Raw genomic sequence first — 13797 nt, 5'->3', positions numbered from 1 at the left:
GAACGTTCCCGAAACCAAGCGAAGATCACAATAAACCGTATGGCGAAGGGATCAAACGAGGCTGGCGGGGATCACTATCTGGCGCGGATCGGTGCGACCATTGATCTGATCGATCAACTGTGCGGCGGCCTGGCGGCCCGCTTCGGCATAGCCGGGATCGACGGTGACAATTTCCGGGTGGAGGAATTTCATCAGCGGTGTGTTGCCGACGCTGGCGAGTTGCAGGTTTTCAATGCGTTGCTCTTGCAGGTATTTACTGGCTCCGAGTGCGAGGGTGTCGGTCGCGCAGAGCAGCGCGGTGGTGTGCGGCGTTAGCACTTTGGCGACGTTGTCATAACCGTGCTTCATTGCCAGCCCCGGCAAAATGAAGTGGGGCGTGAGTTGATGCTGCTGGCAATACGCCATGTAGGCATCGTGGCGACGTTTGCCGGTGGTGACATCGCTATGAGGCACGCCGATAAAACTTATCTCGCGGTGGCCCTGGTCGAAAAGGTTTTGCATCAGCAGATTAATCGCCCCTTCATCGTCATAGCAGACCGAGGCGAACCCTTTGGCATCCCGCGCCAGTAGCACCAGAGAGGCACGCCAGGAGGAGAGCAGTTTTTCCGTCACGCCGGTAAAACCAAACAGCACCACGCCATCGATATTGCGGCGGCTCAGCATCTGCAGATGTTCTTCCACCAGGTCCGGGGAGAACTGGCTCTCCATCATGATGGGGTCATAGCCCTGCTCATAAAATGCCGGGAGCATGGTCTGAACAGCGAGGTTTTCAGACAGCGAATCAAGGCGAGAGACAATAATGGCAACCACTTTGTCGCTCTGACCGCGCATGGCACGTGCGGAGCGGGAAGGGGAAAAACCATGCTGATTGACCACCGCTTCCACGCGCTCACGGGTGCGTTCACTCACGCCGCTCTCATTATTAAGCACGCGGGAGACAGTCGATTTCCCCACGCCACTTAAACGCGCAATGTCTTTGATCGTCAGCCGGTTTTGCATTCGCTCTGTCCTGTTCCTTATCAAGGCGGATTGCAGAATAAAGAAAGTTTGGTAAGGACTCAACCAGGCGGCAATGAGTAAAGTCTGGTTTATGTTCGGTTTAATTCACCGGGGTTATTATTGCGTGGCATAAACGCACACTCTTTTCACGCTTACCGGAGGTTATATGGACCCTGATCCCGCACCTCTCCCTCGACGGAGACACTCTTTCCGGTAAGCCCGCCTCTGCTGCCTTACCGGAAACGTAAGGCAGCGACGTCACACGTCCCTGCACAATTTATTTCGTCTTCAGGACGCGGTTTTTCCGTGCCTGCAAGAGATAGGCACCCGCGTGATGCGGGGGCAAGGACGACTATCATGTTCAAAAATATCACCCGGATTCTGGCACGGCTCAACCGCCATCTACCCCGTCGTCTGGTGCAGCGCGATCCGCTGCCTGATGCGGCAAACATTCAGCATGTCGAGGTTCCCGCTTCTTTAAGTGAACGTTGCCTGACGCTCGCAAAGCTGGAACTGGCTGAACTTTGGGAAGAGCTTAAAGGGCACCCGGAAGGACTCAACGACAAAGAGGTGCAGGACGCGCGGGAAACGCATGGGATTAACCAGATCCCTGGCCAGCGCCCGACGCCCTGGTGGCGCCATCTGTGGACCTGCTACCGCAACCCGTTCAACCTGTTACTGACCTGCCTGGGGCTCTTTTCCTACGCCTCCGAAGACTTGTTTGCAGCGGGCGTGATTGGCCTGATGGTGGTCATCTCGACCTGCCTGAACTTTATTCAGGAAGCGCGCTCAACCAAAGCGGCGGATGCGCTCAAGGCGATGGTCAGCAACACCGCGACCGTTCAGCGTGTGGTCAATGAGCTGGGAGAAAACGGCTGGGTGGAGATCCCACTCGATCAACTGGTGCCGGGCGATATCGTCAAGCTGGCGGCCGGAGATATGATCCCCGCCGACCTGCGTGTGGTGCAGGCGCGCGATCTTTTCGTGGCCCAGGCCTCGTTGACCGGCGAATCCCTGCCTGTCGAAAAAGTGGCAAAAACCCGTCACCCTGAGCAAAGCAACCCGCTGGAAAGCGACACGCTCTGCTTCATGGGCACCAACGTTGTAAGCGGCACGGCGCTGGCTATCGTGATTGCGACGGGTGGCAACACCTGGTTTGGTCAACTGGCCGGGCGCGTGAGCGAGCAGGAGAGCGAGCCGAACGCCTTCCAGAAAGGCATTGGTCGCGTCAGCATGTTGTTGATCCGCTTTATGATGGTAATGACCCCCATTGTGCTGCTGATCAACGGGTTTACCAAAGGCGACTGGTGGGAAGCGGCGCTCTTCTCTCTTTCTGTCGCGGTCGGGCTGACGCCAGAAATGCTGCCAATGATCGTCACCTCGACCCTGGCGCGTGGGGCGGTGAAACTGTCAAAACAGAAAGTGATCGTCAAACATCTGGACGCGATTCAAAACTTTGGCGCGATGGACATCCTGTGTACCGATAAAACCGGCACCCTGACCCAGGATAAAATTGTGCTGGAGAACCATACGGACATCGCCGGAAAAGTCAGTGAGCGCGTGCTGCACACGGCCTGGCTGAACAGCCATTACCAGACCGGGTTAAAAAACCTGCTCGATGTGGCGGTGCTGGAAGGGGTGGAAGCCGAATCGGCGCATGCACTCTCTTCACGCTGGCAGAAAATTGATGAGATCCCGTTTGATTTCGAACGCCGCCGCATGTCAGTCGTGGTGGCCGAGCAGGCCGATGCCCATCAGCTGATCTGCAAAGGTGCGCTGCAGGAGATCCTCAACGTCTGTACTCAGGTACGCTACAACGGCGAAATTGTGCCGCTGGATGAGGGGATGCTGAAACGCATTCAGCGCGTGACTGAAACGCAAAACCGTCAGGGGCTGCGGGTGGTCGCGGTAGCGACCAAATATCTGCCAGCGCGGACGGGCGACTATCATCGCGTGGATGAATCGGATCTGATCCTCGAAGGCTACATTGCATTCCTTGATCCGCCGAAAGAGACCACGGCTCCGGCTCTGAAAGCGCTGAAAGCCAGCGGTGTGACGGTGAAAATTCTCACCGGTGACAGCGAACTGGTGGCGGCGAAAGTGTGCCGTGAAGTGGGGCTGGACGTGGGGGAACTGGTCACGGGTAATCAGATTGAGAAAATGGGTGATGACGAACTGGCAACGCTTGCCAAACACACCACCTTGTTTGCGCGCCTGACTCCGATGCACAAAGAACGCATTGTCACCCTGCTGCGCCGGGAAGGGCATGTAGTCGGCTTTATGGGCGACGGCATTAACGATGCGCCTGCGCTGCGTGCAGCGGACATCGGTATTTCCGTTGATGGGGCGGTGGATATCGCCCGTGAAGCGGCTGACATCATCCTGCTGGAAAAGAGCCTGATGGTGCTGGAAGAGGGGGTTATCGAAGGACGTAAAACCTTCGCCAACATGCTGAAATACATCAAAATGACCGCAAGTTCGAACTTCGGTAACGTCTTTAGCGTGCTGGTGGCGAGCGCCTTCCTGCCGTTCCTGCCGATGCTGCCGCTGCATCTGTTGATTCAGAACCTGCTGTACGATGTATCCCAGGTGGCGATCCCGTTCGATAACGTGGATGAAGAGCAGATCCAAAAACCGCAGCGCTGGAACCCGGCGGATCTGGGGCGCTTTATGATCTTCTTCGGCCCGATCAGCTCGATTTTCGACATCCTCACCTTCTGCGTGATGTGGTGGGTGTTTAAAGCGAACGTGCCGGAAGCGCAGACCCTGTTCCAGTCGGGCTGGTTTGTGGTCGGACTGCTGTCGCAAACGCTGATTGTGCATATGATCCGTACCCGTCGCGTGCCGTTTATCCAGAGCCGCGCCGCCTGGCCGCTGATCATCATGACGCTGATGGTCATTGTGGTGGGTATTGCGCTGCCGTTCTCGCCGCTGGCGAGCTACCTGCAACTACAGGCGTTACCGCTCTCATACTTCCCGTGGCTGATTGCCATTCTGGCGGGATATATGACGCTGACCCAACTGGTCAAAGGGTTCTACAGCCGCCGTTACGGTTGGCAGTAATCTCACGTTATGGCTGCTGCGGCAGCCATAACGCTTTACTTTTTTTACGTCTTATTACTCGCTGCGCTGGACTAAATATTTTCTGAAATAATTAATTTTTAAAATCACGTATCAGAATAGATAATATATTGATGGTAACGTAAAGGAATAACTATTACCGTTCCTGGTGTTTACATGGTTAATATTATTTCAGTCGTGTTTTTAATATTGTGGTGTCAACTGTTTCTGGCCAGAGAGTTTAACATATTTGGCACGATTGAGACCGAGGTTAAATGGCATGACTAAACGCGGGTTCGCCGTTTTTCTGTCGAAAATAATCCGCATCGTTACGGTTGCTGCTTTTTTTTATATGCTCTATGCGATTTGCGCTTGCTGGGATTTTGTACGTGAAAGCAGTGAACTGGTGGCCGTGCAATGGTGCCCTAATGATCAATCACGTTTCCGATACGCAGATGAGCTCTCCAGGCATGGACTATACGTTTATCTGGAAAAATCATCAGGGAAAATCAGGGTAAGAGAAATGAGCATCGCCCTTGCCAGCCCCTTTCAGTCTTACAGATATCGTTACCAGACTATTGGGTACGAAAGTAACATTCAGACAGTCAGAGAGAAATGGGGCACCATTAAATGTCTGGAGCACAATAAAGCCCTTATCGGTACATCGGGTTATGTTTTCTCATGGGGAGCATAAGCAGTGAGTTATTTTCTACGGCAATTCAGTGGAAGCTTTATTTTTTTACTGCTGGTTATTTTGGTTTGTCTTTATTTTATTGGTTCAGCCCAGCGGTATAACGATATTGTCAGCTTTAGAATCGATAATGAAATTATTTTCACACTGGAAAGAGTGCGAAATGAAGATGCTGATGTGCTGAAGATGAATGTTTATCGCTCCAGACTAAATTGGATTGTAGGTCGAGTTTGCCTCTCTAAATATATTGAATCTCAAACTACAAACCCAATGGAGCTGTATAACTGGACGATTGATGCGTTTGCAATGGGAGAGGTGACTTTAAATAACAATGGAAAAGTATTGGTTTATTCCTTTACTGACTGTTCAGGCTAATTATTTAAAAACAAGCAGAATCAACCCATATCCCAGTGAGCCGAGAACCAGAAGCAGGATGGTCCAGCTAAACAGGTAAAACGCATTGCTCGCGCCGATGCCGGAACGGGCGAGGGACGTATTCTCTTCTTTAATGTGCTTTGCGGACACTGCGCGATAGCGGCGGATGTAGTTCACGCAGTAGAGCAGGAAGAGGGGCAGCGTCCACATCGCTACGGTCTTGGAGAAAATAAGCGCCAGCGATACGGAGACAATCAGGAAGCCCAGATAGATGTACGACGCGGTGGTTTCCATTTTTTTTAATTCACCACGGATGTGCTGGGCATGAAGTTCCTGCCAGCGGCGAAGCGTGCTTATGCTAAAGCCATGCGTTTCGCACAGTTCTTTGGCCGGGACGCCCTTTTTCATCTGCTGAAGGAAGGTGGTGATTTGTTCTTCAGTAAAGCGTGCTTTTGCCATTAACAACCCTCCATGGCGAGATCGGTTTACTGAGTTAAGTAAGGGTAGTACGGAGAAAAGATAATCCAGGCATCCACCCGGATTATCTTTCTGACAGAGATTAGCGGCGAACAGCGATGGCTTCGATCTCGATTTTCACATCTTTCGGCAGGCGGGCAACTTCAACGCAGGAACGCGCCGGGAAGGTGGCGTTATGCTCGGTGAAAAAGGCTTCGTAAGTGGCGTTAACGGTGGCGAAGTCATTCAGATCTTTCACGAATACCGTCGTTTTAACAATGTCACCCACTTTCAGACCTGCGGCTTCGACGATGGCTTTCACGTTTTCCAGCGACTGGCGCGCCTGAGCGGAAACGTCTTCCGGCACGCTTCCGGTTTTCGGATCGACCGGGATCTGACCGGAAGTGATGATCATGCTGCCAAGATCAACACCCTGAACATAAGGGCCGATTGCTGCTGGTGCATTTTCCGTCGCGATAGTTTTGGTCATGTTATCTCCTGAAGAACAGCGGTAAAAAGGTCGGGGCCATTATATACACGAGTGACCGGTGTGTCGCACCACCTGCGCGCGCACCGGCATGTGTTAGCCGCGCAGCACCACGGAATGAGCGAACTCTTTCTCACAGTATTTGCACTTCAGGGCGATATCTTTCACCCGTTTTTTCACCGCAAAGCTGGAGGCGACCGGCTCGGCGTGGCTGATGCAGTTGCTGTTCGGGCAGACCAGCACGCTGTCGATACGGTCCGGCAATTTCGGATGGGATTTGCTGACCACGTCGTAATTGTCGATGCGATTCACTGTCGCCAGCGGTGCATACAGGGCCAACTGATCGACCTGCTCATCGGTCAGGAAGGTGTTTTCAATTTTGATCAGATCTTTGCGGCCCATTTCGCCGGATGGCAGGTTCAGGCCGATGGTGATGCGCTGGTCGGTTTCGGTCAGCTTGAACAGTGTCAGCAGTTTGAAGCCAATCTGCGCCGGGATATGGTCAATTACGGTGCCACGCTTGATGGCTTCAACCTGGAGTTTGTTATCGTGTGTCATCTTTTTTTCTCCTACAGAGCCAAATCACTATTCAGAACCAGTGCCAGTAACGCCTGGCGTGCGAAGATGCCGTTGCCTGCCTGCTGGAAGTACCAGGCGTGCGGCGTCTTATCCACATCGGTGGTGATTTCATCGACGCGCGGCAGCGGATGCAGGACCTTCATATTGCTACGCGCCCCGGTCAGGTCGCTGGCTCGCAGGATGAACTGCGCCTTCACGTTGGCGTACTCGGACGGGTCCAGACGCTCTTTCTGCACGCGGGTCATGTAGAGAATGTCGACCTCGGCCATCACCTCTTCGATGCTGGCGTGAATGCTCCAGGCCAGTCCTTTCTCATCCAGCATATCGAGAATGTACTGCGGCATTGCCAGCGCATCCGGGGCGATGAAGTAGAAGCGGTTGCCGTTGAACTTCGCCAGCGCCTGTGCCAGTGAGTGCACGGTGCGGCCATATTTCAGGTCACCGACCATCGCGATATTGAGGTTTTCCAGACGGCCCTGCGTCTCCTGAATGGTGAAGAGATCGAGCAGGGTTTGCGTGGGGTGCTGATTCGCGCCGTCACCGGCATTGAGAATCGGAATACCGCCGGAGAATTCGGTCGCCAGGCGCGCCGCCCCTTCCTGCGGGTGGCGCATCACAATGGCGTCCACGTAGGTGCTGATGACGGAAATGGTGTCCGCCAGGGTTTCCCCTTTCTTGCCCAGCGAGGTGTTGCTGCTGTCTGAGAAGCCCACCACACTCGCCCCCAGGCGATGAATGGAGGTCTCAAATGACAAGCGGGTACGGGTTGAGGCTTCAAAGAAGCAGCTGGCGATCACTTTGTGCTTGAGTAACTCCGGCTGTGGATTGGCTTTCAGTCGGGCGGCAGTGTTCAGCACCAGTTCAAGTTCTTCGCGGCTGAGATCGTTTATGGAAATGATATGTTTTTGATACAGCGGATTAGCCATGGTTATCTCCTGACGACTGCGCAAAAAAAAGCCCCTCAATAGAGGGGCTGTGGAATGGGGTGAGCAATGGGAAGAAAAACGGCAGGCCTGCGTCCTTTTTCAGACGCCCAGGGACACTATGTCGAACACACTGGACCATGCTTCCTCCCGGCAAATTGTCCGCGATTATACTCAGCTGTTTTTATCTATCAAGCGATTAATGCAACATTTGCCGCAAGCAATCGGTTTATTTGCATATAAATGCATAATTTATAAATAACTAATTAATTTGTGTTTGAGGGCGGTCCGAGGCTCGTTTCCTGAAAGAATAAACATGCGTTACCGCAAATCTTCGTCAGAAAGAGGTGGTAGGAAAAAGGGATTTTCCGTATAAAAGATAAAAATGAAACATTGTTTTATATTAAGGAGTGAACCATGATCGTTGGCAACATCCACCACCTTCAGAGCTGGTTGCCGCAGGAGCTGCGCCAGGCCATTGAACATATCAAAGCGCATGTCACTGACGCGACCCCGACCGGTAAGCACGACATTGACGGCAGCCGCCTGTTTTTCCTGGTATCAGAAGATATGACTCAGCCTTTCGCCGAGCGTCGTGCGGAGTATCATGCGCGCTATCTGGACATTCAGATTGTGTTGAAAGGTCAGGAAGGGATGACGTTCAGCACCCTGCCTGCGGGCGCGCCGGATACCGACTGGCTGGCGGATAAAGACATCGCTTTCCTGCCGGAAGGCGGCGAGGAAAAAACCTTCACGCTGAGCGAAGGGGATTTCGTGGTGTTCTATCCGGGTGAAGTGCATAAACCGCTGTGTGCCGTCGGTGCGCCAGCGCAGGTGCGTAAGGTTGTCGTGAAATTGCAGGTGGCGTAAAGCGCTGCTTGTTTCCCCTCATCCAAAGGGGCGAGGGGATGTTTTGCGCCCTCTCCCTTAGGGAGAGGGCAGGCCGCACTATGCTTGCGCCAGCGTCGCCACCATCACCGCTTTAATCGTATGCATCCGGTTTTCAGCCTGGTCAAACACAATGCTGGCTGCCGACTCAAACACCTCATCCGTCACTTCCATCCCACCGTGCAGACCAAACTCTTCGGCCATTTTCTTGCCAAGGGTGGTCTGGTCGTCATGGAATGCAGGCAGGCAGTGGAGGAATTTCACCTCTTGATTGCCGGTCAGGCTCAGCATCTGGCTGTTCACCTGGTAAGCACGCAGCAGGTTGATACGCTCCGCCCATTTCTCCTTGGCTTCACCCATCGACACCCACACGTCGGTGTAGATAAAGTCCGCGCCTTTTACGCCCGCAGCGACATCTTCGGTCAGCGTGATATTGCCGCCGTTCTTGATTGCCAGCGCCTTACACTCTGCCACCAGGCTCTCTTCCGGCCAGCAAGCTATCGGTGCAACAAGACGCAGATCCAGACCCACCAGGGCTGCGGCTTCGAGCATGGAGTTACCCATGTTATTGCGCGCATCACCGGCATACACCAGCGTCATTTCATTAAACGCTTTGCCCGGCAGGTGTTCCTGCATGGTCAGTAAATCCGCCAGCAACTGCGTCGGGTGGAACTCGTTGGTCAGGCCATTCCACACCGGAACACCGGCAAATTGCGCCAGGGTTTCGACGATTTCCTGACCGTAACCGCGGTACTGAATACCGTCGTACATTCTGCCCAGTACGCGCGCGGTATCTTTAATTGATTCTTTATGCCCAATCTGACTGCCGCTTGGGCCGAGATAAGTGACGCGAGCGCCCTGGTCAAAAGCGGCAACTTCGAAAGAGCACCGGGTGCGAGTGGAGTCTTTTTCGAAGATGAGCGCGATGTTTTTGCCGGTAAGTTTCTGTACTTCTTTGCCTTTTTTCTTATCAGATTTTAATTGGGCGGCAAGTTGCAGCAGGGTATTGATTTCAGCAGGGGTAAAATCGAGTAATTTTAAAAAATGCTTCTGGTAAAACGTCGTCATGGTTCCCTCACCTGGCTAAGGCCACTTATTGAATTAAAATTCAATTTATATGTATGAATATTCATTTGCAAGCGCTATGAATAAATCTTTTCTCCCAGGAGTGGAGGCATTGGCGGCGGTATGTGACAATAAGTCTATCTGCCACATTATGAGGAATGAGCCATGGCGAACCCGGAACAACTGGAAGAGCAGCGCGAAGAGACGCGTTTGATTATTGAAGAATTGCTGGATGACGGCAGCGATCCTGATGCGCTGTACACCATTGAACATCACCTGTCGGCAGATGACTTCGAAACCCTGGAAAAAGTGGCGGTTGAAGCCTTTAAGATGGGCTACGAAGTGACTGAGCCAGAAGAGCTGGAGCTGGAAGAAGGCGAAGTGGTTATCTGCTGCGACCTGCTTTCCGAAAGCGCACTGAATGCGGATCTGATCGATGCGCAGGTTGTGCAACTGATGGATCTGGCAGAAAAATTTGAAGTCGAATACGACGGTTGGGGTACTTACTACGAAGACCCGAATGGCGAAGACGGCGACGAAGATGATGAAGATTATGAGGATGAAGACGACGACGGCGTGCGTCACTAAGTCCCCCCTGCGGCAGCTTCGGCTGCCGCATTGCAAGGAACAGGCATGGATTACCCCCAGATACTCTCCCCGGTTTTACACTTTCTCCACTGCACAACACCGCAAGCCTGGATAGACAAAGCCCGTGACCCGGCAAACCTTCCTCTGTTACTCACCGACCACCTGATCTGCGAGTTAAAAGCCGCGCAAACAGGCATGTTTCTGGTGCGTAAATACGTCGCGGGTAAAGAAGGTGCGGATGCGCTGCTGGAGTGGCTTAAACCCTACGAAGCTTTCGCGTTTCGCGACGCGCCGGAACCTGATTTTGTTGCGCTGCAAAAGCAGGTCGTTAAAGGGGCGATGCCAAAAACAGATGATCCGTGGGGACAGTTGCTTATCGACAGCATGGTGCTGTTGATTAAAGAGGAGCTGCACCATTTCTGGCAGGTGCGCGAGGCCATGATTGCCCGCAACATTCCGTATGTGAAAACCACCGCCAGTCGCTACGCCAAAGGAATGCTCAAAGAGGTACGTACCCATGAGCCGCTCACCCTCATCGACAAATTGATTTGTGGGGCGTATATCGAAGCGCGCTCTTGTGAACGTTTTGCTGCGCTGGCGCCGTATCTGGATGATGAACTGCAAAAGTTCTACCTGTCGTTGCTGCGCTCTGAAGCCCGTCATTTTCAGGATTACCTCACGCTGGCTCAGCAGATTTCAAAGACCGACATTGCGCCACGGGTACGTCATTTCGGTGAAGTAGAAGCGGCATTGATAGGCACGCCGGACAGCGAATTCCGTTTTCACAGCGGCGTACCCGAAGACCTGCAAAAATAGGTAGTTAGATATTTACCGTCAGGCTGGTACAACAGGCGGCACTCTTTTGACAAGGACATGGACATGAACTGGACGCATGCGTTACTTGGCGCGTATATCGGCATCATTGTGGCACTGGTCGTGGTGCTTTATCGCCGCAAAGGCAAGGTGGGGAAGATAGCCTCTGCCGCCCTGGTTGTGGTCGCCATTTTTGCCTGGAATACGTTTGATATCTTTTACTTAGCGCCGCGAGTCAGCCAAAGTGCATCAGCCAGTGACTCGGAAATGGAAGCGGCATTTCGTGCATTGAGTACGATGCCAACCTACCAGGTCATGCGCGACCAGGAGCCGCAGTTGATGGAGACCATCCGCACGACGGCGCAGAAGATGCAAAAAGAGGGGAAAACCCAGCAGCAGATTATTGATTATATTCAGCCGCAAATCCTCGGCATCCAGATGGCACGGATACAAAATGCCCCGGATGAAAACGTGCTGGCATATATGCGAATCAATATGGAACAAACGGCGGCTATTCAGAAAGTCAGTGACGATAACTGTTTTCGCTTTTTATTCCCCTCAGTCAAGGGGGGAATTAACCCGGCGAGAATGTTGCCCCGCGAATTCCTGATGAATCGTATGAATATTGATGCCGCGATGATGCGTTCGGCATACGGTACTGGCCGCCACACGATCACCGATAAAGAGCGGCAGGACGCGCAGCAGAACATTCAGCCGATCGTGGCGACGCTGGTCAAAAAATACGGGCAGGATATTGAAATTATGTCCGAACCGAACAAAGCGATTGGCAAAGAAAAAATCGCCTGCGAGATGGTGCAGGATCTGTGGAATAACGTCCTGACGTTGCCGCAGGACAAAGCGGCAGGCATCATTCGCATGATGACGGCGGCAGAGAATCAGTAAGATTTTCCCTCTCCTGCGCAATGTGGGAGAGGGCATAAAGACTAGAGCGTTTTTAACATCCGCACTTCGCAATCCACATGCCCGGTACAGCCGAGCGGTTCGTTAATGTGTTCAAAACCAAGGTGTTCGTACAGGCCTATCGCCTCTTTTAAGAATTCTGTTGTTTCCAGATAACAGCGAGTAAAACCTTGTGCGCGGGCGTGATCCAGCGCGAGCAGCGCCAGTTTCTTTGCCAGCCCCTGACCACGAACGGAAGGGAGGAAATACATCTTCTGCAGTTCACAGATACCCGGATCGCTACAGCTTAATGGCGCAACGCCACCACCGCCCACTACCACACCATCCTGCTCAACCACCCAATAGGCGTGGCCTGGCTGGCTGTAGAGCTGATACAGCTCATCGAGATTAGGATCGGCCACGGTATAGCCTTTGTCGGCGGTAAGACCGTATTCGGCGGAAACCTGACGGATAACGGCAGCGATAGCGGCATTATCTCCGGCAGTCATCCGGCGTAATGTCGCGTTCTGTTTAACGACTACATTCATACATACACTCAATAATACAGACTTATTTATTGCCATATTTAATAGCACTCTCTGAAAGTGGGTGCAAGTTGTTTAATACAGATGTTATTTAATCGGTGATACGTTATCGTAGCGCGCTCACGGAAGTGATAATCATTATTTATCAAATCAATGCTTATATTTAAGGATGAAAGGTTTATGTACGGTAATATCTACTCGAAGAATATTCCGAGGCAAAGCTTTATATTTCATGGTAAAGGCCTCGACTATTTCTTGATCTCTTTAGTCAATATTTTGCTATCTATTATTACTCTCGGTATTTACGTTCCCTGGGCAATGGTGCGTTCGCGCCGTTACGTCTACGAAAATCTGGAACTTAACGGTGCGCGCTTTGGCTACCACGCAAAGGGCGGTGCGCTGTTTCTGAGCTGGCTGCTTATGTCGGTACTGATTTTTGTCATCCTCTTCGTCGCAGAGATGTTACATCCGTTTTTAGGCTCAGTGGTGATATTTCTGCTGATGCTGGTCATGCCGTTCTTAATGGTGAAAAGTCTGCAATATAATGCGCTGATGACCACTCTCAATAATATCCGCTTTGCCTTTCATTGCTCAATGAAAAGCGCATGGTGGATAATGATGGGGTTGCCTACATTATTGGTAATTGCGCTCGGCCTAATCATATATTTTCTTGGGTATATGATGTTTAGTGGATTTGACTTAAATAATTTGCTGGTGAAAGTTATTATTCTGGTAGTTATTGGTATTGTCGGCATGAGCGTCACCAATGGCTATGTGTATGCCAAATGGATATCGCTGACCGGCAAAGGCGGGCAGTTTGGGGTACATAAATTTGATATTCGCGTTAGCACCCGATACTGCATTAAAGCCTGCTTGTTCTCTCTGTGCATTTTGATTCCCTTTTTCGGTTTGATGTTTTATTTACTCTCGACCTCGTTTAGCAGCATGGGGATGCTGCGTGTGATGAATGGCACCGGCGATGACGTCATTTCTCAGTATCCTGGGCAGGTTCTGTTGTGCTATATGCTCTATTTTGGCGCAGTCCTTCTCTCTTCTGCCTGGATCTGGCAGGCCTTCCGCAACCACTTTATGAATGGCCTGACCCTGGCTGACGGGCGCATCCGTTTTGCATCCACCCTGACGTTTCATGGCGTCGTGGTGCAGTTGCTCCTGCTGGTCTTTGTTTCAATGATCACATGTGGGTTAGCTTATCCGTGGATGAAGATGCGCTTCATTCGTTACCAGGCCAGCCATTCTCATGTTGACGGTGATCTGAATAGCATTGAACTCACTGACCATAAAGAGCTGCCTGAAACAGGCTTTGTTGCCGCTGTTTCTCGTGGCGTAATGCCTGTCGTTCCCTTTATTTAATCATTCCTGGCCGGTGTTCAAGCCGGCCTTTATTTCCCCTTTCTTCGTCTCGCCGCC

At 52.1% G+C, this 13797-nt stretch carries 18 protein-coding genes; 9 read left to right on the top strand and 9 right to left on the bottom strand.

The genetic code is table 11. The features are described 5' to 3' along the window. Positions 1 to 51: 51 nt before the first annotated feature. Positions 52 to 999 carry a trehalose operon repressor TreR gene (gene treR, locus AC5JPW_RS12260; protein ID WP_494240588.1) on the bottom strand — a complete coding sequence of 316 codons (948 nt, stop codon included), beginning with the start codon at positions 997 to 999 and terminating at the stop codon, positions 52 to 54. Between the two features lie 166 nt (positions 1000 to 1165). Here treR and mgtL point away from each other — a divergent pair, with 166 nt between their 5' ends. From mgtL to AC5JPW_RS12240, 4 genes are all read left to right on the top strand, one after another. After that, positions 1166 to 1216 (top strand): mgtA regulatory leader peptide MgtL, encoded by a 51-nt coding sequence (gene mgtL / locus AC5JPW_RS12255; RefSeq protein ID WP_222557130.1) that lies wholly within the window; start codon positions 1166 to 1168, stop codon positions 1214 to 1216. A 140-nt stretch (positions 1217 to 1356) separates the two neighbouring features. After that, complete coding sequence (mgtA, locus tag AC5JPW_RS12250) at positions 1357 to 4062, top strand: magnesium-translocating P-type ATPase (RefSeq protein ID WP_494240587.1); 2706 nt, start codon at positions 1357 to 1359, stop codon at positions 4060 to 4062. Between the two features lie 277 nt (positions 4063 to 4339). Then, positions 4340 to 4753, top strand: coding sequence for a hypothetical protein (locus AC5JPW_RS12245; protein ID WP_494240585.1), 414 nt, complete (start codon positions 4340 to 4342; stop codon positions 4751 to 4753). Between the two features lie 3 nt (positions 4754 to 4756). Next, on the top strand, positions 4757 to 5125 hold the full coding sequence (locus AC5JPW_RS12240) for a hypothetical protein (RefSeq protein ID WP_494240584.1): 369 nt from the start codon (positions 4757 to 4759) through the stop codon (positions 5123 to 5125). Here the strand turns inward: AC5JPW_RS12240 and AC5JPW_RS12235 are convergent, their stop codons facing one another. From AC5JPW_RS12235 to pyrL, 5 genes are all read right to left on the bottom strand, one after another. Then, positions 5126 to 5584, bottom strand: coding sequence for a transposase (locus AC5JPW_RS12235; RefSeq protein WP_494240583.1), 459 nt, complete (start codon positions 5582 to 5584; stop codon positions 5126 to 5128). A 100-nt stretch (positions 5585 to 5684) separates the two neighbouring features. After that, the gene (gene ridA, locus AC5JPW_RS12230) at positions 5685 to 6071 is read right to left on the bottom strand and encodes a 2-iminobutanoate/2-iminopropanoate deaminase (protein WP_494240582.1); all 387 of its coding nucleotides are present in this window, start codon (positions 6069 to 6071) and stop codon (positions 5685 to 5687) included. Positions 6072 to 6164: 93 nt separating this feature from the next. Then, complete coding sequence (pyrI, locus tag AC5JPW_RS12225) at positions 6165 to 6626, bottom strand: aspartate carbamoyltransferase regulatory subunit (RefSeq protein ID WP_494240580.1); 462 nt, start codon at positions 6624 to 6626, stop codon at positions 6165 to 6167. Positions 6627 to 6637: 11 nt separating this feature from the next. Further along, a complete protein-coding gene (pyrB, locus tag AC5JPW_RS12220) occupies positions 6638 to 7573 on the bottom strand; it encodes an aspartate carbamoyltransferase (RefSeq protein WP_494240578.1) in 936 nt (311 codons plus the stop codon). Next, positions 7566 to 7712 (bottom strand): pyr operon leader peptide, encoded by a 147-nt coding sequence (gene pyrL / locus AC5JPW_RS12215; RefSeq protein ID WP_437432329.1) that lies wholly within the window; start codon positions 7710 to 7712, stop codon positions 7566 to 7568. The genes pyrB and pyrL overlap by 8 nt, the downstream gene beginning before the upstream one ends. Positions 7713 to 7987: 275 nt before the next feature. Between pyrL and AC5JPW_RS12210 the strand changes: the two genes are divergently transcribed. After that, on the top strand, positions 7988 to 8440 hold the full coding sequence (locus AC5JPW_RS12210; protein WP_494240577.1) for a YhcH/YjgK/YiaL family protein: 453 nt from the start codon (positions 7988 to 7990) through the stop codon (positions 8438 to 8440). Between the two features lie 78 nt (positions 8441 to 8518). Here AC5JPW_RS12210 and argF read toward each other — a convergent pair whose 3' ends face one another. Together argF and argL are read right to left on the bottom strand one after the other, a co-directional pair. Further along, positions 8519 to 9526, bottom strand: a complete 1008-nt coding sequence (argF, locus tag AC5JPW_RS12205; protein WP_494240576.1) for an ornithine carbamoyltransferase — start codon at positions 9524 to 9526, stop codon at positions 8519 to 8521. Next, on the bottom strand, positions 9523 to 9591 hold the full coding sequence (argL, locus tag AC5JPW_RS12200) for a putative translational regulatory protein ArgL (RefSeq protein WP_408939024.1): 69 nt from the start codon (positions 9589 to 9591) through the stop codon (positions 9523 to 9525). The genes argF and argL overlap by 4 nt, the downstream gene beginning before the upstream one ends. Before the next feature lie 97 nt (positions 9592 to 9688). Between argL and rraB the strand changes: the two genes are divergently transcribed. The 3 genes from rraB (at position 9689) to AC5JPW_RS12185 (ending at position 11827) form a co-directional block, all read left to right on the top strand. Further along, complete coding sequence (rraB, locus tag AC5JPW_RS12195; protein ID WP_494240575.1) at positions 9689 to 10111, top strand: ribonuclease E inhibitor RraB; 423 nt, start codon at positions 9689 to 9691, stop codon at positions 10109 to 10111. A 45-nt stretch (positions 10112 to 10156) separates the two neighbouring features. Next, positions 10157 to 10927: a tRNA isopentenyl-2-thiomethyl-A-37 hydroxylase MiaE gene (miaE, locus tag AC5JPW_RS12190; protein WP_494240574.1), complete on the top strand. Its 771-nt coding sequence runs from the start codon at positions 10157 to 10159 to the stop codon at positions 10925 to 10927. 63 nt (positions 10928 to 10990) lie between these two features. Next, positions 10991 to 11827, top strand: coding sequence for a topoisomerase II (locus AC5JPW_RS12185; RefSeq protein ID WP_494240573.1), 837 nt, complete (start codon positions 10991 to 10993; stop codon positions 11825 to 11827). 41 nt (positions 11828 to 11868) lie between these two features. Here the strand turns inward: AC5JPW_RS12185 and AC5JPW_RS12180 are convergent, their stop codons facing one another. Next, entirely contained in the window at positions 11869 to 12372 is a 504-nt protein-coding gene (locus AC5JPW_RS12180; protein ID WP_494240571.1) for a GNAT family N-acetyltransferase, read from the bottom strand. A gap of 177 nt (positions 12373 to 12549) precedes the next feature. Here AC5JPW_RS12180 and AC5JPW_RS12175 point away from each other — a divergent pair, with 177 nt between their 5' ends. Then, positions 12550 to 13740, top strand: a complete 1191-nt coding sequence (locus AC5JPW_RS12175) for a YjgN family protein (protein ID WP_494240569.1) — start codon at positions 12550 to 12552, stop codon at positions 13738 to 13740. The last annotated feature ends 57 nt before the right edge of the window (positions 13741 to 13797 follow it).

This window comes from Phytobacter sp. (genome assembly GCF_059074235.1).
Note: the sequence above shows the minus strand (reverse complement) of the source record. Positions and strands in the feature narration are given on the sequence as shown.